The 24048-nt window shown below is 61.2% G+C and carries 20 protein-coding genes; 10 read left to right on the forward strand and 10 right to left on the reverse strand.

Annotation, left to right across the window (positions count from 1 at the left end; all coding sequences use genetic code 11):
* The first annotated feature begins 93 nt into the window (after positions 1 to 93).
* Both CAF80_RS16415 and CAF80_RS16420 read left to right on the forward strand, forming a co-directional pair.
* Positions 94 to 714, forward strand: coding sequence for a hypothetical protein (locus tag CAF80_RS16415; RefSeq protein ID WP_039772779.1), 621 nt, complete (start codon positions 94 to 96; stop codon positions 712 to 714).
* Positions 715 to 822: 108 nt separating this feature from the next.
* Positions 823 to 1086, forward strand: coding sequence for a DUF4404 family protein (locus tag CAF80_RS16420; RefSeq protein WP_085667456.1), 264 nt, complete (start codon positions 823 to 825; stop codon positions 1084 to 1086).
* Positions 1087 to 1149: 63 nt separating this feature from the next.
* Here CAF80_RS16420 and queF read toward each other — a convergent pair whose 3' ends face one another.
* Positions 1150 to 1980 carry an NADPH-dependent 7-cyano-7-deazaguanine reductase QueF gene (queF, locus tag CAF80_RS16425; protein WP_085608218.1) on the reverse strand — a complete coding sequence of 277 codons (831 nt, stop codon included), beginning with the start codon at positions 1978 to 1980 and terminating at the stop codon, positions 1150 to 1152.
* Positions 1981 to 2041: 61 nt separating this feature from the next.
* Positions 2042 to 2575, reverse strand: coding sequence for a plastocyanin/azurin family copper-binding protein (locus tag CAF80_RS16430; protein ID WP_074689235.1), 534 nt, complete (start codon positions 2573 to 2575; stop codon positions 2042 to 2044).
* A 154-nt stretch (positions 2576 to 2729) separates the two neighbouring features.
* On the opposite strand from CAF80_RS16430, the gene CAF80_RS16435 reads away from it, so the two are divergent.
* Together CAF80_RS16435 and CAF80_RS16440 are read left to right on the forward strand one after the other, a co-directional pair.
* On the forward strand, positions 2730 to 3410 hold the full coding sequence (locus CAF80_RS16435) for a heavy metal response regulator transcription factor (RefSeq protein ID WP_007951608.1): 681 nt from the start codon (positions 2730 to 2732) through the stop codon (positions 3408 to 3410).
* Positions 3410 to 4747 carry a heavy metal sensor histidine kinase gene (locus CAF80_RS16440; protein ID WP_085667455.1) on the forward strand — a complete coding sequence of 446 codons (1338 nt, stop codon included), beginning with the start codon at positions 3410 to 3412 and terminating at the stop codon, positions 4745 to 4747. Before CAF80_RS16435 ends, CAF80_RS16440 begins: the two co-directional genes overlap by 1 nt.
* Positions 4748 to 4864: 117 nt before the next feature.
* Here CAF80_RS16440 and CAF80_RS16445 read toward each other — a convergent pair whose 3' ends face one another.
* The 3 genes from CAF80_RS16445 to CAF80_RS16455 all read right to left on the reverse strand — a co-directional run bounded on the left by CAF80_RS16445 (position 4865) and on the right by CAF80_RS16455 (position 8114).
* Positions 4865 to 6109 carry a lipoprotein-releasing ABC transporter permease subunit gene (locus CAF80_RS16445; protein ID WP_039772785.1) on the reverse strand — a complete coding sequence of 415 codons (1245 nt, stop codon included), beginning with the start codon at positions 6107 to 6109 and terminating at the stop codon, positions 4865 to 4867.
* A 63-nt stretch (positions 6110 to 6172) separates the two neighbouring features.
* Complete coding sequence (gene lolD, locus CAF80_RS16450) at positions 6173 to 6856, reverse strand: lipoprotein-releasing ABC transporter ATP-binding protein LolD (RefSeq protein WP_162831788.1); 684 nt, start codon at positions 6854 to 6856, stop codon at positions 6173 to 6175.
* A gap of 7 nt (positions 6857 to 6863) precedes the next feature.
* The gene (locus tag CAF80_RS16455) at positions 6864 to 8114 is read right to left on the reverse strand and encodes a lipoprotein-releasing ABC transporter permease subunit (RefSeq protein ID WP_039772786.1); all 1251 of its coding nucleotides are present in this window, start codon (positions 8112 to 8114) and stop codon (positions 6864 to 6866) included.
* 94 nt (positions 8115 to 8208) lie between these two features.
* On the opposite strand from CAF80_RS16455, the gene CAF80_RS16460 reads away from it, so the two are divergent.
* A complete protein-coding gene (locus tag CAF80_RS16460; protein WP_039772787.1) occupies positions 8209 to 8790 on the forward strand; it encodes a PilZ domain-containing protein in 582 nt (193 codons plus the stop codon).
* A 14-nt stretch (positions 8791 to 8804) separates the two neighbouring features.
* Positions 8805 to 9527 (forward strand): glycerophosphodiester phosphodiesterase, encoded by a 723-nt coding sequence (locus tag CAF80_RS16465; RefSeq protein WP_007953017.1) that lies wholly within the window; start codon positions 8805 to 8807, stop codon positions 9525 to 9527.
* A 42-nt stretch (positions 9528 to 9569) separates the two neighbouring features.
* Here CAF80_RS16465 and sthA read toward each other — a convergent pair whose 3' ends face one another.
* The gene (gene sthA, locus CAF80_RS16470) at positions 9570 to 10964 is read right to left on the reverse strand and encodes a Si-specific NAD(P)(+) transhydrogenase (RefSeq protein ID WP_039772789.1); all 1395 of its coding nucleotides are present in this window, start codon (positions 10962 to 10964) and stop codon (positions 9570 to 9572) included.
* 197 nt (positions 10965 to 11161) lie between these two features.
* Positions 11162 to 12211 carry an FAD:protein FMN transferase gene (locus tag CAF80_RS16475; protein ID WP_085667454.1) on the reverse strand — a complete coding sequence of 350 codons (1050 nt, stop codon included), beginning with the start codon at positions 12209 to 12211 and terminating at the stop codon, positions 11162 to 11164.
* Positions 12212 to 12264: 53 nt separating this feature from the next.
* On the opposite strand from CAF80_RS16475, the gene CAF80_RS16480 reads away from it, so the two are divergent.
* On the forward strand, positions 12265 to 13557 hold the full coding sequence (locus CAF80_RS16480) for an MFS transporter (RefSeq protein WP_085667453.1): 1293 nt from the start codon (positions 12265 to 12267) through the stop codon (positions 13555 to 13557).
* A gap of 65 nt (positions 13558 to 13622) precedes the next feature.
* On the opposite strand, the gene CAF80_RS16485 is transcribed toward CAF80_RS16480, so the two are convergent.
* The gene (locus tag CAF80_RS16485) at positions 13623 to 15086 is read right to left on the reverse strand and encodes a glyceraldehyde-3-phosphate dehydrogenase (RefSeq protein WP_039772791.1); all 1464 of its coding nucleotides are present in this window, start codon (positions 15084 to 15086) and stop codon (positions 13623 to 13625) included.
* Between the two features lie 354 nt (positions 15087 to 15440).
* Between CAF80_RS16485 and mfd the strand changes: the two genes are divergently transcribed.
* From mfd to CAF80_RS16500, 3 genes are read left to right on the forward strand one after another with little or no spacing between them, the layout of a single operon-like run.
* On the forward strand, positions 15441 to 18890 hold the full coding sequence (gene mfd / locus CAF80_RS16490) for a transcription-repair coupling factor (protein WP_085667452.1): 3450 nt from the start codon (positions 15441 to 15443) through the stop codon (positions 18888 to 18890).
* Positions 18891 to 18900: 10 nt separating this feature from the next.
* The gene (locus tag CAF80_RS16495) at positions 18901 to 19467 is read left to right on the forward strand and encodes a CsiV family protein (RefSeq protein WP_085667451.1); all 567 of its coding nucleotides are present in this window, start codon (positions 18901 to 18903) and stop codon (positions 19465 to 19467) included.
* Positions 19468 to 19478: 11 nt separating this feature from the next.
* Positions 19479 to 22169 (forward strand): DEAD/DEAH box helicase, encoded by a 2691-nt coding sequence (locus tag CAF80_RS16500; protein ID WP_085667450.1) that lies wholly within the window; start codon positions 19479 to 19481, stop codon positions 22167 to 22169.
* A 114-nt stretch (positions 22170 to 22283) separates the two neighbouring features.
* Here the strand turns inward: CAF80_RS16500 and CAF80_RS16505 are convergent, their stop codons facing one another.
* A complete protein-coding gene (locus CAF80_RS16505) occupies positions 22284 to 23021 on the reverse strand; it encodes an S-methyl-5'-thioinosine phosphorylase (protein WP_085667449.1) in 738 nt (245 codons plus the stop codon).
* Between the two features lie 13 nt (positions 23022 to 23034).
* A complete protein-coding gene (nagZ, locus tag CAF80_RS16510; RefSeq protein ID WP_170844907.1) occupies positions 23035 to 24033 on the reverse strand; it encodes a beta-N-acetylhexosaminidase in 999 nt (332 codons plus the stop codon).
* Positions 24034 to 24048: the final 15 nt, after the last annotated feature.

The raw sequence follows: 24048 nt of genomic DNA on the forward strand, positions 1-24048 counted from the left end.
GGTGAAACCCTCTGTAGGACGCTTCGTCATTCACCTGTCACGTAACTGTCACCGCTGACGCTTAGCCTGATCGCTATTTCAGGGACGTTTTCCATGCATCAAGCCGAAGCCTTGCCCCTCGCGGCACCGACGCTGACCGCCGTGCTGTTCGGACTCAGCGGCTGTCTGGTGGACTTCGGCGCCCGCGCCCGTCATCAAACCAGCGTCGGCCCGGAACACGCCGACGTCACACCCGGCGCCCTCGACAGCCTGCGCAGCCTGCAGCGCCAGCAAATTCCCTGCGCCTGGCTGGATGAGTTGTCCATCGCGAGCACTCAGGTACTGGCATCGGCGCTGCCAGACTGGATCAAACCATCGCAATATTCGGCAACAATCAATCCTTGGCCGGCGCCCAACGCCTGCTGGCAAGCGTTGATGGGATTGAACGTTGATCGCCTCGACGGTTGCGTACTGGTCAGCGGCGAACCGCGCCTGCTGCAATCGGGCCTCAATGCCGGGTTGTGGACCATTGGCCTGGCGTCCTGCGGCTCACTGTGCGGACTGGCGCCAAGTGAATGGCAGGCCCTGAGCCAGAAGGAGCGCGAACAACTGCGCGGCAAGGCGACCGTGCAACTGTTCAGCCTCGGCGTGCACTCGGTGATCGATCATCTGGGCGAGCTCGACACTTGCCTCGCGGACATCAACCTGCGTCGCCTCAAAGGCGAAAAGCCCTGACCGGGATCATGCAGGTTGGGCAAGAGTGGATTAGTCTTAAGGAGAGCCATAGACCTTTGGCGCACAGCTGCGGTCTATGCCAGTGCCTCTCGATAAAAGGAAACAACCATGCCCGCTCAAGAACTGCAGAAACAGCTCAATGCCCTGCGCGAGCAACTGGATCAAAATCCTCCGCTGACCGAAGCCGAGCGCGCTGATCTACATGCCCTGATGGAACAGATCGAACTGGAACTTGAACTGGAAACCAAAACCAAGGACTCCAACATTGCCGATGGCGTGAACCTGGCCGTTGAGCGCTTTGAAGTTGATCACCCCACCATCGCCGGCGCACTGCGCAACATCATGAATTCCCTGGTCAGCATGGGCATCTGAAACCCGCGAATGCAAAAAAGCCCTGCCATCACTGGCAGGGCTTTTTCATGTCTGCGATACGGGTTACTGACGAACCAGACGATGGTTCGGCAGTTGCACGCTTTCAGTGCTGCGGTACGGGTTGATGTCCAGCCCGCCCCGGCGCACATAACGCGCAAATACCGTGAGCTTTTCCGGTTTCAGCAGGCGCTGCAGGTCGAGGAAGATTCGCTCCACGCATTGCTCATGGAAGTCCGAGTGCTGACGGAAGCTGACGATGTATTCCAGCAGGCTGGCGTGATCCAGCGCCGCGCCACGGTATTCCACCACCACGCTGCCCCAGTCGGGCTGGCTGGTCACCGGGCAGTTGGATTTGAGCAGATGGCTGTGCACGCTCTCCTCCACCACGCGCGAATCGTCACAGCGCAGCAGTTCGGGACGCGGGTGTTCGTAGTTGCTGACGCTGATATCCAGATCGTCGATGCACACACCCGGCAGCGCGACAACGCCTTCGGCTTCGACGTCTTTCAGGCTGCGAACCCGCACACCCACTGGTTTGCCGGCAGCGGCAGACAAGTCCTTGACCAGCGTCGCTTCCAGGCTCGCGATATCGGCGAACGGCGTCTGGTTCAGCGAGTTCAGGTACAGCTTGAACGACTTGGATTCGATGATGTTCGGCGAATCCGCCGGAATGCTGAATTCACCGATCGCGACCACCGGTTTACCCGACGGCAGCAGCCACGACAGTTCGAAGCAGTTCCAGAAATCCACGCCTTTATACGGCAGGGTTTCGGCGGTCAGGCCCAGCTCGGCCCATTTCGCGGTGCGCGGGATCGGGAACAACAGGGACGGTGTGTACGTGGCGATGTATTCGCTGGATTTGCCCAGCGGCGAATGTTCGGCTGCGGGATGCATGGCGGAAACCTGACTGAAGAATCAGCGGATTCTACCAGCCTTTGCTCCCGCCATTGAGTGCTTACTGACTGACAGTCAGTTTGCCGACCATTCCGGCCTGGTAATGCCCGGGAATATTGCAGGCAAATTCCAGGTTCACCGCTTTGCTGAAGGTCCAGGTCAACTCGGCGGTTTTACCGGGCTCCACCAGCACACTGTTGGGGTCGTCATGCTTCATGCCATGCCCCATCGAGCCGTGATCCATGCCCGCCATGTCGTGGGACATTTCCTTGATGCCGGTCGGCGTAAGCATGCCGCTTTGCTGCATCTGCAACATTTCCTGCTGATGTTTTGCATGCATCGTTGCGTCGCCAAGGTTGAATTCATGCAGCAACTGGCCTTTATTCACCAGCACAAAACGAACGGTCTCACCAGCCTTGATCTCGATCGCCTTCGGATCGAAGCTCATGTCGCCCATCACCACTTCAATGCTGCGAGTGGCCTTGGCCGCCGGGGCCGGCTGGCCGAAGTCATAGGTGTGCGCCGGCGCTGCCCACAGCGGCGAACTCAGCGCCAGCAGACACGCGGCAAGGGCCAGACGATTGCGCAAAAACATAGTCGTACTCCAACAAATCAAGGTTCAGCCTGTGGGAAACTCTAGCCCGCCTGCGCTGGCAGCGACCTGACAGGCAGATTACAACTTTGTCAGGTTGGCGCTCACCGCGTTTGCCCACGGTATAACGTCCTCGTTCCCGCTACCCGAGCCGCCCATGAAACTGCTGATCGTCGAAGACCAACCCAAAACCGGCCAGTACCTGCGCCAGGGCCTGACCGAGGCCGGTTTCAACACCGAACTGGTGGCCGACGGCACCACCGGCCAGCAATTGGCGTTGAGCGGCGACTATGCGCTGCTGATCCTCGACGTAATGCTGCCCGGTCGCAATGGCTGGCAGATCCTGCAAGCGGTGCGCAGCGCCGGTCTGGAAACGCCGATCCTGTTTTTGACCGCCAAGGACACCGTGGAAGACCGGGTTCACGGCCTCGAACTGGGCGCCGACGATTATCTGGTCAAACCGTTCGCCTTCTCCGAACTGCTGGCCCGGGTGCGCAGCCTGTTGCGTCGCGGCAGTTCCACGCCCCAGGAAACCAGTCTGCGCCTGGCCGACCTGAGCCTGGATCTGATTCGCCGCCGGGTCGAGCGCAGCGGTCAACGCATCGACCTTACGGCCAAAGAGTTCGCTCTGCTGGAGATGCTCCTGCGCCGCCAGGGCGAAGTGCTGCCCAAATCGCTGATCGCCTCACAGGTCTGGGACATGAACTTTGACAGCGACACCAATGTGATCGAAGTGGCGATTCGTCGACTGCGCCTGAAGATCGATGACGACTTCCCCCACAAGCTGATTCACACGGTGCGCGGCATGGGTTACGTCCTTGAAGAGCGTGCCGACTGATGCGCCGACTGTCCTTGAGCGGTCGGCTGGCGCTGCTGTTCGCCGGCTGCACCGCCGTGGTTTCGCTGGTCGCCGGGGTCGTTTTCAATCGGGCCAGCGAAGGCCACTTCATCGAGCTCGACCAGCAACTGCTCGAAGGAAAACTGCTCAGCGTACGTCAGACGCTGCTGAGTGGCAGCGACGCCGCGCACATCACCGATGAGTTGAGCCAACAGGGCGATATCACGTTGCGCGTCAGCGGCCCTGAGGGCCAGCGCTGGTTTGGGCGCTCGTTGCACGCCCCGGCAAACCTGCCGCAGCAACCCGGTCTGGCCACCATCAACGACAACGGCACGGACTATCGCCTGCTCAACGCCGCGCTTGAACCGGGAAAACCCGATTCACCGCAGTTGACCTTGCTGCTGGACATCACCCACCACCAGCACTTCCTGCAACGCATGCAGCATCTGATCTGGCTGACCGTCGGCCTCTCGGCGCTGGCCACCGCGTTGCTCGGCGCCTGGGCTGCCCGCAGCGGTCTTCGTCCGCTACGCCGCATGAGTGCCGTGGCCCGTGGGATTTCGGCGCAATCGCTGAATGCCCGATTGCCGGAAGCGCGGATGCCTGCAGAACTCGCGGAATTGGCCCACAGCTTCAACGCCATGCTCGGACGCCTCGACGATTCTTTTCAGCGGCTGTCAGCGTTCTCCGCCGACATCGCCCATGAGCTACGCACACCACTTTCCAATCTGCTGACCCACACCCAGGTCACCCTGACCCGCCCTCGCCCCCTCGAAGACTATCGCGAGGCATTGCACAGCAACCTTGAAGAGCTGCAATGGATGGCGCAACTGGTCAACGACATGCTTTATCTGGCCAAGGCTGACCACGGTTTGCTGGTGCCCAAGCGTGAACCGCTGGAGCTGGCGGAAGAAGCCGATGCGTTGCTGGAGTTTTTTGCGCCGCTGGCCGAAGACGCTCAGGTCGGCCTGAGCCGCGACGGTGCGGGGCAGCTTGAGGGGGATCGCGCGATGTTGCGCCGGGCGCTATCGAATCTGCTGGATAACGCGTTGCGCTTTACCCCTGCAAACGGCGAGGTGCGCATTCGGGTCACCGAGCAGGCGAAATCCATGAGGGTGACCGTGGAGAACAGTGGCGAGGGGATTTCTGCGGACTTGTTGCCGCGTTTGTTTGACCGTTTCTACCGTGCGGACCCGGCGCGCCAGGAAGGCAGCAGCGAGCATGCGGGATTGGGGCTGGCGATTACTCAGTCGATCATCCGCGCTCATGGCGGGCAGATTCATTGCGAATCGGCTCAGGGCTGGACGCGGTTTGTGATTGAGTTGCCTCGAAGCTGATCGTTCCCACGCTCTGCGTGGGAATGCAGCCCGGGGCGCTCTGCGCCCTAAAGAGCCGAACGCGGAGCGTCCGTTGATGCATTCCCACGCGGAGCGTGGGAACGAGCATCAGGATGCTTAGGAATAACGCAACGCGTGCGCCGGTTCGATCTTCGCCGCTCGCCACGCCGGGTAAACGGTGGCCAGGAAGCTGAGGATGAAGCCCGCCGAACAGATCAGCAGCACGTCGCCGCCCTGCAATTCCGATGGCAGGTTGCTGACGAAATACACGTCCGAACTGAAGATGTGCTGCCCGGTCACCCGCTCGACCCAGCCCACCATCTCACTGACGTTCAGCGCCGCAATCACACCCAGCACGCCACCAATGATGGTGCCGACGATGCCGATCACCGTGCCCTGCACCATGAATATCGCCATGATCTGCCGGGGTGTGGCGCCGATGGTGCGCAGGATCGCGATGTCCGCGCCTTTGTCGTTCACCACCATGATCAGGGTCGCGATGATGTTGAACGCCGCCACCGCGACGATCATCAGCAGCAACAGGCCGATCATGGTTTTTTCCATCTTCATCGCGCTGAACAGGCTGCCCTGGGTGTGGGTCCAGTCGTCAGCCTTGAAATCGGCGCCGAGGCCGCTGGCAATGTCCGAGGAAACCTTCGGCGCGGCGTACAGATCCTTCACCGCCAGACGCACGCTCTGCACCTGATTCGGCTCCCAGTGCTGCATGGTCGCGGCGTCGGAGACGTGGATCAGGCCCATGGAACCGTCGAGTTCGGCACCGACCTTGAACACGCCGACCACGTTCAGACGCTGCATGCGCGGGGTGATGCCGCCCGGTGCGGTGCTGACTTCCGGCACGATCAGGGTAATCTTGTCGCCGACGTTGAGACGGAAACGCCGGGCAGTGATTTCACCCAGCACTACGCCGAATTCACCCGGTTTCAAGGCATCGAGACGGCCCTGAACAATGTGCTGGGCAACGATCGACACCTTGCCTTCCTGGGCCGGGTCGACGCCGCTGATCTGGATCGGCTGCATCATGCCCTTGTAGGACAGCATGCCTTCCATCTCGGTGAACGGCACAGCGGCAGTGACTTCGGGATTCTTCATCGCGGCGGTGGCCACTGGCTGCCAGTCGTCGATCGGCTTGACGCCGACGATGGTCGCGTGGGGCACCATGCCGAGGATGCGCGAGCTCATTTCGCGCTGGAAGCCGTTCATCACCGACAGCACCACGATCATCGCCAGCACGCCGAGGGCGAGGCCGATCATCGAGGTCATCGAAATGAACGAAACAAAGCGATTGCGGCGCTTGGCGCGGGTATAGCGCGTGCCGATAAAGATCGATAACGGTCTGAACATTCGCTGGGGCACCGTATAAAAATAAAAGACCCGACGCCTTTTCAGACATCGGGTTTCAAGCCGTCAGATGGGGGTCAGGCAACCTTCCTGCAGTTGCAGGACGCGGTCCATCTGGCGAGCCAGGTTCATGTCGTGAGTCACCACCAGAAACGCCGTGCGCATCGACGTGCTGAGTTCCAGCATCAGATCCTGAATGCCTTCGGCGGTGTGGGAGTCGAGGTTGCCGGTCGGCTCGTCGAGCATCACCAGCCCTGGATTGTTCACCAGCGCACGGGCGATGGCCACGCGCTGGCGTTCACCACCGGACAGCTCCGCCGGTTTGTGTTCCAGGCGATGACCCAGGCCGACCCGTTCCAGCAACGCCGTGGCACGCTGACGTGCTTCCGGGATCGCGGTCTTGCCGATCAGCAGCGGCATGCAGACGTTTTCCAGCGCGGTGAATTCCGGCAGCAGGTGGTGGAACTGGTACACGAACCCGAGGGCGCGGTTACGCAGCAGGCCACGCTTCTTCTCGCTCAGCGCCGACAGTTCTTCACCGTCGAGCCAGACACCGCCCTTGGTCGGCGTGTCGAGACCGCCCAGCAGGTTGAGCAAGGTACTTTTGCCCGAACCGGATTTGCCGACGATCGCCACCCGCTCACCTGGATGCAGCTCCAGTTGCAGGTTGGCCAGCACTTCCACCGACTCCGGGCCTTCCTCGTAGGATTTGCCCAGGTTGCGGCAGCTCAAGATTGCTTTTTCACTCATGCCCGACTCACTCATAACGTAGCGCCTCCGCCGGCTGGGTGCGCGCGGCACGCCAGGCAGGATACAGGGTGGCGAGGAAACTCAGGACCAACGCAGCGGCGCAGACCATGACCACGTCCTGGCTCTGCACCTGCGACGGCAGGTAATCGATGAAATACACGTCGGCGTTGAGGAATTTGTGTCCGATCACGCCTTCGAGGGCCGAAATCGCGGCGCTGACGTTGAGCGCGGCGAAGATCCCGACCACGGCGCCGATGGCCGTGCCGACCACGCCGATCACAGTGCCCTGCACCATGAACGTGCGCATGATCGTGCCCGGTGTGGCGCCCAGTGTGCGCAGAATGGCGATATCGCCCTTCTTGTCATTGACCACCATCACCAGCGTGGAAATGATGTTGAACGCGGCCACGGCGACGATCAGCAGCAACAGCAGGCCGATCATGGCTTTTTCCATGCGGATCGCCTGATACAGGTTGCCGTGGGTACGGGTCCAGTCGCGGGCGTAGTAACGGTCTTCGCCGAGGCGCTGGGCGATGTTCCACGCCTCACGCGGGGCCTGGAACAGATCGTCGAACTTCAGTCGCAGGCCCTGCACCTGATCAGGCTTCCAGCGGTGCATCTTCGCCAGATCCTGCAGGTTGGTCACGCCCAGATAGCCGTCCAGTTCACCGGCGCCGACATGGAAGATGCCGACCACGGTGAAGCGCTTCATGCGCGGGAACATCCCGGCCGGGGTCACGCTGACCTCCGGTGCGACGAAGGTGATCTTGTCACCGAGGCCCACGCCGAGCTTGGTCGCGGCCTTGTCGCCGATCACGATGCCGAAGCTGCCCGGCGTCAGATCGTCAAGTTTGCCCTGCTTCATGAAGTTGTCGATGATCGAGACGTTGCGCTCCAGCGCCGGGTCGATGGCATTGAGCAACACCTTGGACACCTGGCCGTTGTTGGTCAGCAACCCCTGCATCTGGGTGAACGGCGCGACGGCCGCCACCTGCGGGTTCTGCTTGACCTTGGCGGCCAGGCTCGGCCAGTCGTTGATGGCTTCACCGGACTCGATGGTCGCGTGGGGCACCATGCCCAGCACGCGGGTGCGCATCTCATGATCGAAGCCGTTCATTACCGAAAGCACCACGATCATCACGACCACGCCAAGGGCGAGCCCGATCATCGAAGTCAGGGAAATGAATGACACAAAATGATTGCGACGCTTTGCACGGGTATAACGCGTGCCGATAAATACGAAGAGAGGTCTGAACATGTCGGGGCTTGTTCGGAGGGAAAAGGAACGTCCTTGTGGCGGGGGTCGATAACCAGCTTTACACTCAGACCACCGCCGCTACCATGGGTTCGCCATGTCGACATTAGATGAAGAAGATCGCCGCGAATACTACCGTATCGAGGACACGATCGCACTGGAAATTCGGCCCCTGTCCGCTCCCGAAGCCGCAGGCCAGGAAGTGTTGCAGGATGCTTCTCCACTGTTCAACCTGCTCAGCGAATTGCACCTGAGCGAATTCGAGTCGCAGCACCTGCTGCGCCAGATCAGCGAACGCGACCGCGCCATCGCGGCGTTCCTGAAATCCCAGAACAAACGCATCGACCTGCTCAGTCAGGTGGTCGCCCTGACCGTGCTCGGCCATATCGGCGAGCCGCAACCGGTGATCATCTCCGAGGGCGGCATCGACTTTCAGCACCCGACCCCGATCGCTACCGGCGCCCACCTCTCGGTGAAACTGGTGCTGATGCCCCAGGCCCTCGGCCTGTTGCTGCGCGCCCGCGTGACCCATTGCGACCGCAAGGGCGACGGCTACGACGTCGGTACCGAGTTCGAACACCTGACTGACGCCCAGCGCCAGTTGCTCGCCCGCTATATCTTGCAGAAGCAGGCCCAGGAACGACGTCTGGCCCGCGAACAGAACGAATCAGGCATCTAAATTAAGGAAGAACCGTGACCCTTATCTACGGCCACCGCGGCGCCAAGGGCGAAGCACCGGAAAACACCCTGAGCAGTTTTCAGGAATGTCTCAAGCACGGCGTACGCCGTTGCGAGCTGGACCTGCACCTGTCCAAGGACGGCGAGCTGATGGTCATCCACGACCCGACCCTCAAGCGCACCACCGACCGGCGCGGCAAGGTGGTCGAACACACCGCCGCCGATCTGGTGACCTACGACGCGCGCAAGGGCGGCCCGGGCTGGATCAAGCCGTGCCCGATTCCAACGCTGGAAGAACTGTTCGAAAAGTGTGATTTCGAGCATTGGCAGCTGGAAGTCAAAAGCGCTTCTCGCACCCGCGCCGCGACCACCGTGCTGGCGATCCGTGAAATGGCAGTCAGACACGGGCTGCTCGACAAGGTGACGATCACCTCGAGCTCGCGGGAAGTCTTGAAGGCTGCACTGGATCTGGTGCCCGACGTATCGCGCGGCCTGGTGGCCGAGTACGCCTGGCTCGACCCGTTGAAGGTCGCGCAAAGTTACGGCTGCGAGATTCTGGCGTTGAACTGGACGCTGTGTACGCCGGAACGCCTGCAAAAGGCGCAGCGTCAGGGGCTGCATGTGTCGGTGTGGACCGTCAACGAGCCTGCGCTGATGCGCAGACTCGCTGACTTCGGCGTTGACAGCCTGATTACAGACTTTCCCGGTTTGGCCACTGCCACCCTCGGGAATTGCTGAAATCGGTCTCCCCGGCCGGCTCAGGCCACCGGCCGGAGCCCGTCAAAAAAGCCGGTTGAGGCCGTCGTACGCCGCTACCCGATAGGCTTCGGCCATGGTCGGGTAGTTGAACGTCGTGTTGACGAAGTACTTCAGGGTATTCAGTTCGCCCGGCTGGTTCATGATCGCCTGACCGATGTGCACGATCTCCGACGCCTGATAACCGAAGCAGTGAACGCCCAGCACTTCGAGGGTTTCACGGTGGAACAGGATCTTCAGCATGCCTTGCGGCTCGCCGGCGATCTGTGCACGCGCCATGCTCTTGAAGAACGCCTTGCCCACTTCGTACGGCACCTTGGCCTGGGTCAGTTCCTGCTCGTTCTTGCCGATCGAGCTGATCTCCGGAATGGTGTAGATACCGGTCGGCACGTCATTCACGAAACGCCAGCTGCCATTGTCGACGATGCTGCCAGCGGCCGAGCGGCCCTGGTCGTGGGCGGCACTGGCCAGGCTCGGCCAGCCGATCACGTCACCGGCGCCGTAGATATTCTGCACGCAGGTGCGGTAGTTCTCGTCGACTTCGATCTGGCCACGGCTGTTGACCTTGACCCCGATGTTTTCCAGACCCAACTGATCGGTGTTGCCGGTACGGCCGTTGCACCAGAGCAAGGCGTCGGCCTTGATCTTCTTGCCGGACTTCAGGTGCAGGACCACGCCGTTGTCCACGCCTTCGACGCGGTCATATTCTTCGTTGTGACGCACGGTGATGTTGTTGTTGCTGAAGTGGTAGCTCAACGCCTGGGAGATTTCCGAGTCGAGGAAGCTCAGCAACTGACCGCGGTTGTCCACCAGTTCGACCAGCACGCCCAGACCGCTGAAGATCGAAGCGTATTCGCAACCGATCACGCCGGCGCCGTAAACGATCAGTTTGCGCGGGGTGTGGCCGAGGCTGAGGATGGTGTCGCTATCGTAGATACGCGGGTGGTGGAAATCGATGTCCGCCGGGCGATAAGGACGCGAACCGGTGGCGATGATGATGTGCTTGGCCACCAGTTTCTCGACCACGCCGTTGGCGCAGACCACTTCGATGGTTTGCTCGTCGGCGAAGCTGCCGGTGCCGAAAAACACGTCGACGCGGTTACGGGCGTAGTAGCCGGTACGCGAAGCGACTTGTTTGGAAATGACTTTCTCGGCGCTTTTCAACACATCCGGGAAGGAGAACCAGCGCGGCTCGCCGATCGCACGGAACATCGGATTGGTGTTGAACTGCATGATCTGCCGCACCGAGTGACGCAGGGCCTTGGACGGGATGGTGCCCAGGTGGGTGCAGTTGCCGCCGACCTGACGACGGCTGTCGACCATCGCCACCTTGCGCCCTGCTTTGGCGGCGTTCATTGCCGCGCCTTCTCCCGCCGGGCCGGAACCCAGCACCACCACGTCGTAGTTGTAGACAGCCATGCGTACTCCTCAGAACAGGCCGCGGTGCCAGCAGCACCGGCGGCTAAATCACGCCGAACGACGGCGCGAAGGAACAATTGGGGGCCAGTAGAAAACCCGGACACAGTCTATAGAAGCGTCAACGCCGCGCACATTAACCCTTGGTCGCGTCGTAGGCTACTTTTGCCTGCACTACAACGCCAGCTTTCGTACTGTTCTCAGTCAACTTTTGCGCCATTGAGCCGTTCGAACGCGTGACTGGTGCGTGTGACGAAACCTGTATCGGCACGAATCACAAAGAATGCACCAATGTCGTGTTTTTCGGCATAGTCCCAAGCCCTTTCAGGCCCGAGAATCAGCAACAGCGTCGATAGTCCATCGGCCATCAGCGCTGAAGGATGAATTACCGTGACCGACGCCAGATCATGTAGGACCGGCGCACCGGTCCAGGCATCGAAGGTGTGGGAATAACGCCGGCCATCCTGTTGAAAATAGTTGCGGTAGTCGCCCGAAGTGGAGAGACCGTAGCCATCGACATTGATGACGCGCTCTGCAACCTGCTGATCGTCGCGCGGCTCTTCCAGTGCGATACGCCATGGCGAACCGTCGGGTTTCCTGCCGGACGCCTTGAGTTCGCCAGTGGCTTCGGCAAGGTAATCATGTATGCCCAGAGCCTGGAGCCGCGCAGCAATGGTGTCGACCGCGTAACCGGCTGCGATGCTGTTGAAATCCACCTCGACCGCCGCGTCCTTGCACAACTGGTCACCGTCGATGCGCAGGTGCTGATGACCGACCCGCTGTCGCACCTCGGCCAGCGCTGCCGTATCCGGGACTTTTTCTTCACGCCCCTGCGGGCCGAACCCCCACAGATTCATCAGCGGTTCGACGGTGAGGTCGTAGGAGCCTTCGCTTTGTCGCGACAGCTGCTCGCCCACGCGGACCAATTCAAGGATCGGCGCGGGCATGACCTGACAGCGATCAGCCGGCAATGCATTGAAGCGCGAGATGTCGGAGTCTGCGCGGTAAGTCGACATCTGCCGGTCGACGCCCGCGAGGATTTTTTCCACTTCGACACGCACCTCCTGCGGCGCAGGCAGATCGGCGTGGCGCACATACTTGATCGAATAGGTGCTGCCCATCGTCGGGCCACCGAAAGTCTCCAGGGAATCACCGTTGCCGCAGCCGGACAAAAAACCGGTCAGCAGCACGAGAACCACCCAGCGTCCAGTTAACAATTCTTCATCTCCCCGCAAAACCGCGCCGGCCATTATGGGCTACGAGCGCAACGCTTTCTTACAAGATTTAGAGCGAGTACCTACCCATGTCTTCCACGACCGGCAAAGGCAAGGCGATTTTTCGCGTTGTCAGCGGCAACTTTCTCGAGATGTTCGACTTTATGGTCTACGGCTTCTATGCCACGGCCATTGCCAAGACCTTCTTTCCCACCGACAGCGCCTTCGCGTCCCTGATGCTTTCCTTGGCCACGTTTGGCGCCGGCTTCCTGATGCGCCCGCTGGGGGCGATTTTTCTCGGCGCCTACATCGACCGACATGGCCGGCGCCAGGGCCTGATCATCACGCTGGCCATGATGGCGGCCGGCACCGTGCTGATTGCCTGCGTGCCGGGCTACGCCACCCTTGGGGTTGCCGCGCCGCTGATCGTGCTGTTCGGCCGATTGCTGCAAGGTTTCTCGGCCGGCGTGGAACTGGGCGGGGTGTCGGTGTATCTGGCGGAAATCGCCACGCCGGGCCGCAAGGGCTTTTTCGTCAGCTGGCAGTCCGCCAGCCAGCAAGCGGCGGTGGTATTCGCCGGCCTGCTCGGTGTCGGTCTCAACCATTGGCTGAGCCCGGAACAGATGGGCGACTGGGGCTGGCGCGTGCCGTTCCTGATCGGCTGCATGATCGTCCCGGTGATTTTTGTCATCCGCCGCTCGCTGGAGGAAACCCCGGAGTTCCAGGCGCGCAAACATCGCCCTACTCTGCAGGAAATCATCCGTTCGATCGGTCAGAACTTTGGCATCGTCATCGCTGGCATGGCGCTGGTGGTCATGACAACGGTGTCGTTCTACCTGATCACTGCCTACACACCGACCTTCGGCAAGGCGGAATTGCACCTATCGGACTTCGATGCGTTGCTGGTGACCGTGTGCATCGGCCTGTCGAACTTCTTCTGGTTGCCGGTGATGGGCGCGGTGTCTGACAAGGTAGGTCGTAAACCCCTACTGCTGGCGGCGACGATTCTGGCGATCCTGACCGCTTACCCGGCGCTGTCGTGGCTGGTGGCGAACCCGAGCTTCAGCCATTTGCTGATCGTCGAGTTGTGGCTGTCGTTCCTGTACGGCTCGTACAACGGGGCAATGGTAGTGGCACTCACCGAAATCATGCCGGTAGAAGTTCGTACCACCGGTTTCTCGTTGGCCTACAGCTTGGCGACCGCAACCTTCGGCGGATTTACGCCGGCGGCCTGCACTTATCTGATCCATATACTGGACAACAAGGCGGCGCCGGGGATCTGGCTCAGCGGCGCAGCCGTATTGGGCCTGATCGCCACGCTGGTGCTGTTCCGTGGCAACAGGCACGAACTGCGCACGGCCCAAGCCGCCATCCCCCGCTGAAGCAAATCGCGCGCAAACAAAAACGCCCCGACCAGAGTCGGGGCGTTTTCATTTGCAGCTAAGGCTTAGCGCGGGAACGCTGGCGGGTTTACACCGGCCATGTCTTCCATCACGCGAACCACCTGGCAGCTGTAGCCGAACTCGTTGTCGTACCAGACGTACAGAACAACGCGGTTGTCCTGAACGATGGTCGCTTCAGCATCGACCACACCGGCGTGACGCGAGCCCACGAAGTCGGTCGAAACCACTTCCTGCGAGTTGACGAAGTCGATTTGCTTGTGCAGATCGGAGTGCAGCGCCATGTAGCGCAGGTACTCGTTCATCTCTTCACGGGAGGCGGCTTTCTCAAGGTTCAGGTTGAGAATGGCCATGGACACGTTCGGCGTCGGAACGCGGATCGCGTTACCGGTCAGCTTGCCGGCCAGCTCAGGCAGGGCCTTGGCAGCAGCGGTGGCAGCACCGGTCTCGGTGATGACCATGTTCAGCGCGGCGCTACGGCCACGGCGATCGCCCTTGTGGAAGTTGTCGATCAGGTTCTGGTCGTTGGTGTACGAGTGAACGGTTTCGACGTGACCGTTGATGATGCCGAACTTGTCATTCACGGCTTTCAGCACCGGCACGATGGCGTTGGTGGTGCAGGAAGCGGCGGACACGATCTTGTCGTCAGCAGTGATTTCGTTGTGGTTGATACCGTGAACGATGTTCTTCAGCTTGCCCTTGCCAGGCGCGGTCAGAACAACGCGGTCGATACCCGGGCACGCCAGGTGCTGGCCCAGACCATCGGCATCACGCCATACGCCGGTGTTGTCCACCAGCAGCGCATCTTTGATGCCGTACTGAGTGTAGTCCACTTCGGTAGGGTTCTTCGCGTAGATAACCTGGATCAGGTTGCCGTTGGCGGTGATGGTGTTGTTTTCTTCGTCGATGGTGATGGTGCCGTTGAACGAACCGTGTACCGAATCGCGACGCAGCAGGCTGGCGCGTTTGGTCAGGTCGTTTTCGGCGCCCTTGCGCACCACGATGGCACGCAGACGCAGGCCGTCGCCGCCACCGGTTTTCTCGATCAGGATACGCGCCAGCAGACGGCCGATACGACCGAAGCCGTACAGCACAACGTCGGTGCCTTTGCGGGCCGAAGCGTTTTGCTGGCCTACCACGTCAGCCATTTCTTCACGCACGAACTGCTCGGCGGTGCGGCCGTTGCCTTCGTTGCGGAATTTGTACGCCAGCTTGCCCAGATCTACCGAGGCCGCGCCGAGCTTGAGCTCGCTCATGGCCTTGAGCAGTGGGAATGTTTCGTGGACGGAGAGTTCGCTGTCGTCGGCAGAACGGTGGCGAGCAAAGCGGTGAGCTTTGAGAATCGCGATGACAGACTGGTTGATCAGGCTGCGGCCATAGATCGAGCTCACCACGTTGTTGTTGCGGTAGAGCTGACCGATAAGCGGAATCATCGCTTCTGCGAGTGCTTCACGGTCGATCCATTCACCAAGACACTGGTCGGGCTTCTGAGTCACGGTAACCTTCCACATGTAGGGGCAGAAAAAAGGGGCTACATTATGCCGCCGAGAACCTCTTGTAGCAATGCGCGCCTGTCGCGCAATCGGTAACAAAAATCCGTTCAAAAAAATAACGCCCTCCGCCAGCCCAGTAAATACGGGGCTTCCAGCGCAGTCAGTTTTTCGACGACTGTTAGACGATGTCTGTAACCCTCCGTAACACCACCGACTTTTGGCACTACATAACCGTAAAAAAAGCGCTGGTTTTTATGGTTACCACTACATTTTTCCCAAACGGTGCAGATAGACGCATCCTGCAACTGACAGGCGGCACCGGACGCCGCTACAATTACCGACTTTGTCGCAACGCCTGGAGCTCAACCTTCCGTGCCTGTTCTGCGTCTACCGCTTCTCCCTGCTGCGGCAGGTAAACAGCACTGGGGCAACCTCCCCGGTGCCGCCCTGAGCCTGGCGATTGCCGAGGCTGCCAGCGCTGCCAAGCGCTTCACGCTGCTTTTGACCGCCGACAGCCAGAGTGCCGAACGGCTGGAGCAGGAGCTGAGTTTCTTCGCCCCGGATTTGCCGGTGCTGCATTTCCCCGACTGGGAAACCCTGCCCTACGATCTGTTTTCGCCGCACCAGGACATCATTTCCCAGCGTATTGCCAGCCTTTATAGGCTGCCGGAGCTGGAACATGGCGTGCTGGTGGTGCCGATCACCACCGCCCTGCACCGTCTGGCGCCGACCAAATTCCTGCTCGGCAGCAGCCTGGTGCTGGATGTCGGGCAGAAACTCGATGTCGAGCAGATGCGCTCACGGCTCGAAGCCAGTGGCTATCGCTACGTCGACACGGTCTACGAGCACGGCGAGTTCACCGTACGTGGGGCACTGATCGACCTGTTCCCGATGGGCAGCAAACTGCCTTATCGCATCGATCTGTTCGACGACGAAATCGAAACCCTGCGCACCTTCGATCCGGAAAATCAGCGCTCCATCGACAAAGTCGATTCGGTCAAGCTGCTGCCGGCCAAGGAATTCCCGCTGCAGAAAGACGCGGTCACTCGCTTCAAGGCGCGTTTTCGCGAGCGCTTCGACGTCGACTTCCGTCGCTGCCCGATCTTCCAGGACCTGAGCAGCGGCATCACGCCGGCCGGTATCGAGTACTACCTGCCGCTGTTCTTCGAAGAAACCTCAACCCTGTTCGATTACCTGCCACAGGACACTCAAGTGTTCTCGCTGCCGGGCATCGAGCAGGCGGCGGAAAACTTCTGGAACGATGTGCGCAACCGTTATGAAGAGCGCCGCGTCGATCCATCCCGTCCTTTATTGCCGCCGGCCGAACTGTTCCTGCCGGTGGAAGACTGCTTCGCCCGCCTGAAGAACTGGCCGCGCGTGGTCGCCAGCCAGCAGGACGTGGAAACTGGCGTCGGCCGCGAGCGCTTCCCGGCGCAGGCATTGCCGAATCTGGCTATCGAAGCCAAGGCTACCCAGCCGTTAGCCGCACTTTCGGCATTCCTCGACGAGTTCCCGGGACGCGTGCTGTTCACTGCCGAATCCGCGGGCCGTCGCGAAGTGCTGCTGGAGTTGCTGGATCGCCTGAAGCTGCGACCGAAAACCGTCGACAGCTGGCCGGACTTCGTCGCGAGCAAGGATCGCCTGGCGATCACCATTGCCCCGCTCGACGAAGGCCTGATGCTGGACGACCCGGCGCTGGCACTGGTTGCGGAAAGTCCGCTGTTCGGCCAGCGCGTGATGCAGCGTCGCCGCCGCGAAAAACGCGCCGACGCCAACAACGATGCAGTGATCAAGAACCTCACCGAGCTGCGCGAAGGCGCGCCGGTGGTGCACATCGACCACGGCGTCGGTCGTTATCTCGGCCTGACGATTCTGGAAATCGACAATCAGGCCGCCGAATTCCTGACCCTCGAATACGCCGAGAACGCCAAGCTCTACGTGCCGGTGGCCAACCTGCATTTGATCGCCCGTTACACCGGCAGCGACGACGCACTGGCCCCGCTGCACCGCCTCGGCTCCGAGACCTGGCAGAAAGCCAAGCGCAAGGCCGCCGAGCAAGTGCGCGACGTGGCTGCCGAACTGCTCGACATCTACGCCCGCCGCGCCGCCCGCGAAGGTTATGCGTTCGCCGACCCGAAGGCCGATTACGCGACCTTCAGCGCCGGTTTCCCGTTCGAAGAAACCCCGGATCAGCAATCCACCATCGAGGCCGTGCGCGAGGACATGCTTTCGCCGAAACCGATGGATCGACTGGTCTGCGGCGATGTGGGTTTCGGCAAGACCGAAGTCGCCATGCGCGCCGCGTTCATCGCCGTGCACGGCGGCAAGCAAGTGGCGATCCTGGTGCCGACCACCCTGCTCGCCCAGCAGCATTACAACAGCTTCCGCGACCGCTTCGCCGACTGGCCGGTGACCGTGGAAGTGATGAGCCGTTTCAAGTCGGCCAAGGAAGTGAACGCTGCGGTGGCCGAACTGGCCGAGGGCAACATCGACATCGTCATCGGCACCCACAAGTTGCTGCAGGACGACATCAAGATCAAAAACCTCGGGCTGGTGATCATCGACGAAGAGCACCGTTTCGGTGTCCGTCAGAAGGAACAGCTCAAGGCTCTGCGCAGCGAGGTCGACATTCTTACGCTGACCGCCACGCCGATTCCGCGCACGCTGAACATGGCGGTGTCGGGCATGCGCGACCTGTCGATCATCGCCACGCCGCCGGCGCGACGCCTGTCGGTGCGCACCTTCGTCATGGAGCAGAACAAGAGCACGGTCAAAGAGGCCTTGCTGCGTGAGCTGCTGCGCGGTGGACAGGTTTACTACCTGCACAACGACGTGAAGACCATCGAGAAGTGCGCCGCCGAACTGGCCGAACTGGTGCCGGAAGCGCGGATCGGCATCGGCCACGGGCAGATGCGCGAACGCGAACTCGAACAGGTGATGAGCGACTTCTACCACAAGCGCTTCAACGTGCTGATCGCCTCGACCATCATCGAGACCGGCATCGACGTGCCGAGCGCCAACACCATCATCATCGAGCGTGCCGACAAGTTCGGCCTGGCGCAGTTGCACCAGTTGCGCGGTCGCGTTGGTCGTAGTCACCACCAGGCTTACGCCTACTTGCTGACCCCGCCACGCCAGCAAATCACCGGCGATGCGGAAAAACGCCTGGAGGCGATTGCCAATACTCAGGATCTGGGTGCGGGCTTCGTGCTGGCCACCAACGACCTGGAAATCCGTGGAGCCGGCGAACTGCTGGGCGACGGTCAGAGCGGGCAGATTCAGGCTGTCGGCTTCACGCTGTACATGGAAATGCTGGAGCGCGCGGTGAAGTCGATCCGCAAGGGTGAACAGCCGAACCTCGACCAGCCGCTCGGCGGTGGCCCGGAAGTCAACCTGCGGGTGCCGGCGCTGATTCCGGAAGATTATCTGCCGGACGTGCACGCCCGCCTGATCCTGTACAAGCGCATCGCTTCGGCCACCGACGAGGAAGGCCTGAAGGATCTGCAAGTCGAGATGATCGACCGTTTTGGTCTGCTGCCAGAGCCGACCAAGAATCTGGTACGCATCACGGCGCTGAAATTGCGGGCCGAACAGCTGGGCATCAAGAAAGTCGATGGCGGCCCGCAAGGCGGACGCATCGAGTTCGCGGCGCAGACGCCGGTCGACCCGATGACCCTGATCAAACTGATCCAGAGTCAGCCAAAACGCTACAAATTCGAAGGCGCCACGATGTTCAAGTTCCAGGTGCCGATGGAGCGCCCGGAAGAGCGCTTTAATACTGTGGAGGCGCTGTTCGAGCGCCTCATCCCGAAAACTGCTTGAAGGACGCCGCATGCGCCTGTTTCGCTCATTGACCTTGCTACTGACTCTGGTAGCACCGACGGCGTTTGCCGATGACCTGTATCAGGTCGAAATGATTCTGGTACGCCAGAACGCTGTACCGGCGATTATCAGCCGCGCCGCACCGGAAGACTGGGCGGCAGGCGCCCAGCGGCTGGGCGATGACAGCAAACGCACGCCGGCGCTGAACGACGTTGTGACCAAACTCACCGCCAGCGGCGAGTACAGCGTGCTGATGCACAAAGCCTGGCAGCAGACGCTGGGCGAAACGCCTGCCAAAGTGGCGGTCAGCGAAGGTCAGGAGCAGTTCGGCCAGTTCCCGATCGAAGGCACGATTGAAATGAAGCTCGGGCGCTTCACCGATGTGAACGCCGATTTCTGGGTCAACCAGATCGACGCCAACGGCATGGTCACCGCCAGCGAGCGTCTGAAACAGGACAGCCATACCAAAAATGGCCAACTCAACTACCTCGATAACGGCCACCTGGCCCTGCTGATCAAGATCACTTCACTGACGGCGCCCGCGCCTCGGGAAGCGCCTGAAGCCATTCCGGACTGACTGAAGTCCTTATGTCCCCGCCTCTGAGTAAACCGCTGGCCTCCTCCTGGGTCAGTCGGTTCAAGGAACAAAGCCTGGAGCGTGGCCGCCGCTATGCCCTGGAAAACCGGGTGCGATTCGTGCAGGTCGGCGACGCGACCATTACCGCCAGCTGCGAAGGTTCTGGCGGTAATGTGTACCGTCAGACGATTCATCTGCGCGAGTCGGCCAAAGGCACGCTGCTGATGGTCGACGCCACCTGCACCTGCCCGGTACACAGCAACTGCAAACATTGCGCGGCGGTGTTGCTGCAAGTGCAGGAAACCCTCGAATACCCCGCCGCCGCCAAAGACGCCGAACTGCTGGAAAAACTCCAGGCCGTACTGGAAAACCGCAGCCCGAAAGCGCCGCCGCAAGTGCTGGTGGACAACGTGCAACCGGTGCCGCGTCTGTGGCTGGCCAGCGTCGAGTTCAGCGCATTCGAACCGCGTAACGGCAAAATGCAGCGTTATATCCAGCATCGCGCGGCGCTGTCCTTCAGTTACCTCGACGAATACGTCAGCGGCCAGAAGAACAGCGACATTCTGATTCGCCAGGAAGCGCAGACCCTGCGGGTCAAGCGCCATCCGGACGTCGAGCAAAGCTACCGCGAGCAGTTGCGAATTCTCGGTTTCCGCATCGCCACCCGGCAGAGCAAAGCCCTGCCGGAAAGCGCCGGAGAACTCTACGAGATGGTCAACGACAGCGCCTGGCTGACGTTCACCCTCAACGATCTGCCGAAGCTGCGCACTCAGGGCTGGGAGCTGCTGGTCGATGATGAGTTCGGTTTCGACCTGACTGCCGTGGACGACTGGTACGCCACCGTCGAGCAGACGCCGGAACGCGACTGGTTCGATCTGGAGCTGGGGATCATCGTCAACGGTGAGCGCCTGAGCCTGCTGCCGATCCTGCTCAACCTGATGCGTTCGCACACGGAAATCCTCAACCCGGAACGTCTCGCCCGCCGTCGCGATGATGAACTGATTCTGGTGAACATCCCGCAACGCAACAGCGAGCACGGGCCATTGCAAGTCGCCCTGCCCCTCGGCCGGCTGAAGCCGGTGCTGGCGACCCTTGGCGAGTTTTATATGCAGGAGCCGGGCGAAACCACCCTGCGCCTGAGCAAGGCCGACGCCACGCGCCTGAATTCACTGGAAGGCATTCCCCTGCTCTGGGAGGGTGGCGAGCAGATTCGCAGCTTCGCCCAGCGCTTGCGCGACATCCGCGATTACAGCGCCAAAGCACCGAAGGGGCTGAATGCGACGCTGCGTCCTTATCAGCTCGAAGGCTTGAGCTGGATGCAGTCGCTGCGGCAACTTGAGGTCGGCGGGATTCTCGCGGACGACATGGGCTTGGGCAAAACCCTACAGACATTGGCGCACATTCTCAGCGAGAAGAACGCCGGACGCCTGGATCGCCCGAGCATGGTGGTAATGCCTACCAGCCTGATTCCCAACTGGCTCGACGAAGCGGCGCACTTCACGCCACAGCTCAAGGTTGTCGCGCTGTACGGCGCCAGTCGTAAAAAGCACTTCGAGCATCTGGCCGATTACGATCTGATCCTCACCACTTATGCGCTGCTGCCCAAGGATGTCGAACGTCTGGCCCAGCAGCCGCTGCACGTGCTGGTGCTGGATGAGGCGCAGTACATCAAGAACCCGAACAGCAAAGCCGCCCAGGCTGCCCGTGAACTCAATGCGCGTCAGCGCCTATGTCTGAGCGGGACGCCGCTGGAAAACCATCTGGGTGAACTGTGGTCACTGTTTCACTTCTTGCTGCCCGGCTGGCTCGGCGACGTCAAAAGCTTCAACGCCGATTACCGCGTGCCGATTGAAAAACGCGCCAGCGAAGTCAGACTTCAGCACCTCAACGGTCGGATCAAACCGTTCCTGCTGCGCCGCACCAAGGAGCAGGTTGCGACCGAGCTGCCGCCGAAAACCGAAATCATTCATTGGGTCGAGCTCAACGAAGCGCAGCGCGACGTGTACGAAACCATGCGCCTGGCCATGGATAAAAAGGTTCGCGACGAAATCACCCGTAAAGGCGTGGCGCGCAGTCAGATCATCATTCTCGAGGCGCTGCTCAAGCTGCGTCAGGTCTGTTGCGATTTGCGCCTGGTCAATGACGCCACCCTGCCCGCTCGCGGCAGCACATCAGGCAAGCTCGACAGCCTGATGGAAATGCTCGAGGAGTTGTTTGAGGAAGGCCGGCGGATTCTGCTGTTCTCGCAGTTCACTTCGATGCTGTCACTGATCGAGGATGAACTGAAAAAACGCAACGTCGCCTATGCGCTGTTGACGGGACAGACCCGTGATCGGCGCACACCGGTGAAGGAATTCCAGAGCGGCAAGCGTCAGATCTTTCTCATCAGCCTGAAGGCCGGCGGTGTGGGCCTGAACCTGACGGAAGCGGACACGGTGATTCACTACGATCCGTGGTGGAACCCGGCGACCGAGAATCAGGCAACCGACCGCGCGTATCGCATTGGCCAGGAGAAGCCGGTATTCGTCTACAAGATGATTGCCCGGGGCACGGTCGAGGAGAAGATTCAACACTTGCAGCGGGAAAAATCCGACCTGGCGGCCGGCGTGCTGGATGGGCGCAAGGCCGGGGACTGGAAATTGCAGAGTGATGATATCGAGGCGCTGTTTGCGCCGCTGCCGGACAAATTCGACAAGCGCTGAAGTCTTTGTCGTCTACCAGATCGATTCGCGGGCAAGCCCGCTCCCACAGAGATAGCGCTTAACCTGTGGGAGCGGGCTTGCCCGCGAATGGCTCGACTCGGTTTCGAGCCAGACTCAGCCCTTCAGCACCCGCGCCAACGTCGACTTCACTTTGCCCATGCCGTCGTGCAACGCCTGCTCGATCTCGGCCATGGTGATCATTTCCGTGGTCTTGCCCGCCGCCGGATTCACCACCAGCGACAGACACGCGTAATCCAGATCCAGCTCGCGAGCCAGCGCCGCTTCCGGCATGCCGGTCATGCCGACGATGTCGCAGCCGTCACGCTCCAGTCGCACGATCTCGGCCACGGTTTCCAGACGCGGGCCCTGGGTGCAGGCATAAACGCCTTGATCGCTGTACTCGCACCCTTCCGCGGCCAATGCAGCAATCAGTCGCTGACGCAGCGGTTCGCTGTAGGGAAAGCTGAAGTCGATGTGTGTGACATGTTCCAGATCATCGGCGAAATAGGTGTGCTCGCGACCACTGGTGTAGTCCACGATCTGATGCGGCACGCAGAAATGCCCGGTGCCCATTGCAGGATGAATCCCGCCCACGGCGTTGACCGCGATGATCGCTTCGGCCCCGGCCTGCTTCAACGCCCACAGGTTGGCGCGATAGTTGACCTTGTGCGGCGGGAAGCGATGCGGGTGACCGTGACGAGCGAGGAACAGCACTTCCTTGCCGGCGTATTCGCCAATCTGGACTTCGGCCGATGGCGCCCCGTAAGGCGTATCCACCGCCAGCGACTGGCGAATGCTCAGGCCCTCCAGCTGGGTCAGACCGGTGCCGCCGATGATTGCGTAAACCGTCATAGCGAAAAAATCCTTAATCGATCAGTTGAGCGTCTTTGAGCGCGCCGACAGCGGTCAGCCAGCGCGGATCCTGACGGTATTCGGTATTGGCGAATGCCTGACCGCGCATGCGTGCGATGCGCGGCGACGGCTTGACCTTCATGCGCTGCGCGGCACTCAGGGCCAGCTCGGCAGCTGCGCGGTCGTTGCACACCAGGCCCATGTCGCAACCGGCACTCAGTGCCGCTTCGATACGGCTGGCGGCGTCGCCGACCACGTGGGCGCCGGCCATCGACAGGTCATCGCTGAAGATCACGCCGTCGAACTGCAACTCGCCACGCAGAATGTCCTGCAGCCAGCGCCGGGAGAAACCGGCAGGTTGTGTGTCGACTTGCGGATAAATCACGTGAGCCGGCATGACCGCGGCCAGTTGCTTGCTGAGTCTGGCGAACGGCACCAGGTCGTTGGCGCGGATCTCTTCGAGGCTGCGCTCGTCGTTGGGGATCGCGACGTGGGAGTCGGCTTCCGCCCAGCCATGGCCGGGGAAATGCTTGCCGGTGGCGGCCATGCCCGCGCTGCTCATGCCTTTGATGAAAGCGCCTGCGAGCAGTGCGGCGCGCTCCGGATTGCCTTCGAAAGAACGGGTGCCGACCACGGCGCTGCGCTGGTAATCCAGATCCAGCACCGGCGCGAAGCTCAGGTCGAGTCCGACCGCCAGCACTTCGGTGGCCATAATCCAGCCGCACTGCTCGGCCAGATACTCGGCGTTCGGGTTATCAGCGATGGCGCGCATGGCTGGCAAACGGACGAAGCCCTGACGCAGACGCTGGACGCGACCGCCCTCCTGGTCCACCGCCAGCAGCAAGTCCGGACGAATGGCACGGATCGCCGCGCTCAGCTCGCGCACCTGGCGCGGATGCTCGATGTTGCGGGCGAAGATGATCAGGCCGCCCACTTCGGGCTGGCGCAACAATTGGCGATCTTCGGCCGTCAGCCAGGTACCGGCGACGTCCACCATCAACGAGCCTTGCAGGCCAGCAGTCATAGA

This window comes from Pseudomonas sp. B34(2017), assembly GCF_002112915.1.
Classification (GTDB): domain Bacteria; phylum Pseudomonadota; class Gammaproteobacteria; order Pseudomonadales; family Pseudomonadaceae; genus Aquipseudomonas; species Aquipseudomonas pharyngis.

Bases quoted from the DNA above. Each gene is read 5' to 3' on its own strand.
- CAF80_RS16500 (WP_085667450.1), top strand. From the start codon at position 19,479: ATGTCCCCGCCTCTGAGTAAACCGCTGGCCTCCTCCTGGGTCAGTCGG.
- CAF80_RS16445 (WP_039772785.1), bottom strand. From the start codon at position 6,109: ATGTTCAGACCGTTATCGATCTTTATCGGCACGCGCTATACCCGCGCC.
- CAF80_RS16415 (WP_039772779.1), top strand. From the start codon at position 94: ATGCATCAAGCCGAAGCCTTGCCCCTCGCGGCACCGACGCTGACCGCC.
- queF (WP_085608218.1), bottom strand. From the start codon at position 1,980: ATGCATCCCGCAGCCGAACATTCGCCGCTGGGCAAATCCAGCGAATAC.
- CAF80_RS16485 (WP_039772791.1), bottom strand. From the start codon at position 15,086: ATGTGGAAGGTTACCGTGACTCAGAAGCCCGACCAGTGTCTTGGTGAA.
- CAF80_RS16435 (WP_007951608.1), top strand. From the start codon at position 2,730: ATGAAACTGCTGATCGTCGAAGACCAACCCAAAACCGGCCAGTACCTG.
- lolD (WP_162831788.1), bottom strand. From the start codon at position 6,856: ATGAGTGAAAAAGCAATCTTGAGCTGCCGCAACCTGGGCAAATCCTAC.
- CAF80_RS16420 (WP_085667456.1), top strand. From the start codon at position 823: ATGCCCGCTCAAGAACTGCAGAAACAGCTCAATGCCCTGCGCGAGCAA.
- CAF80_RS16455 (WP_039772786.1), bottom strand. From the start codon at position 8,114: ATGTTCAGACCTCTCTTCGTATTTATCGGCACGCGTTATACCCGTGCA.
- CAF80_RS16480 (WP_085667453.1), top strand. From the start codon at position 12,265: ATGTCTTCCACGACCGGCAAAGGCAAGGCGATTTTTCGCGTTGTCAGC.
- CAF80_RS16505 (WP_085667449.1), bottom strand. From the start codon at position 23,021: ATGACGGTTTACGCAATCATCGGCGGCACCGGTCTGACCCAGCTGGAG.
- CAF80_RS16440 (WP_085667455.1), top strand. From the start codon at position 3,410: ATGCGCCGACTGTCCTTGAGCGGTCGGCTGGCGCTGCTGTTCGCCGGC.
- sthA (WP_039772789.1), bottom strand. From the start codon at position 10,964: ATGGCTGTCTACAACTACGACGTGGTGGTGCTGGGTTCCGGCCCGGCG.
- CAF80_RS16430 (WP_074689235.1), bottom strand. From the start codon at position 2,575: ATGTTTTTGCGCAATCGTCTGGCCCTTGCCGCGTGTCTGCTGGCGCTG.
- CAF80_RS16495 (WP_085667451.1), top strand. From the start codon at position 18,901: ATGCGCCTGTTTCGCTCATTGACCTTGCTACTGACTCTGGTAGCACCG.
- CAF80_RS16475 (WP_085667454.1), bottom strand. From the start codon at position 12,211: ATGGCCGGCGCGGTTTTGCGGGGAGATGAAGAATTGTTAACTGGACGC.
- CAF80_RS16460 (WP_039772787.1), top strand. From the start codon at position 8,209: ATGTCGACATTAGATGAAGAAGATCGCCGCGAATACTACCGTATCGAG.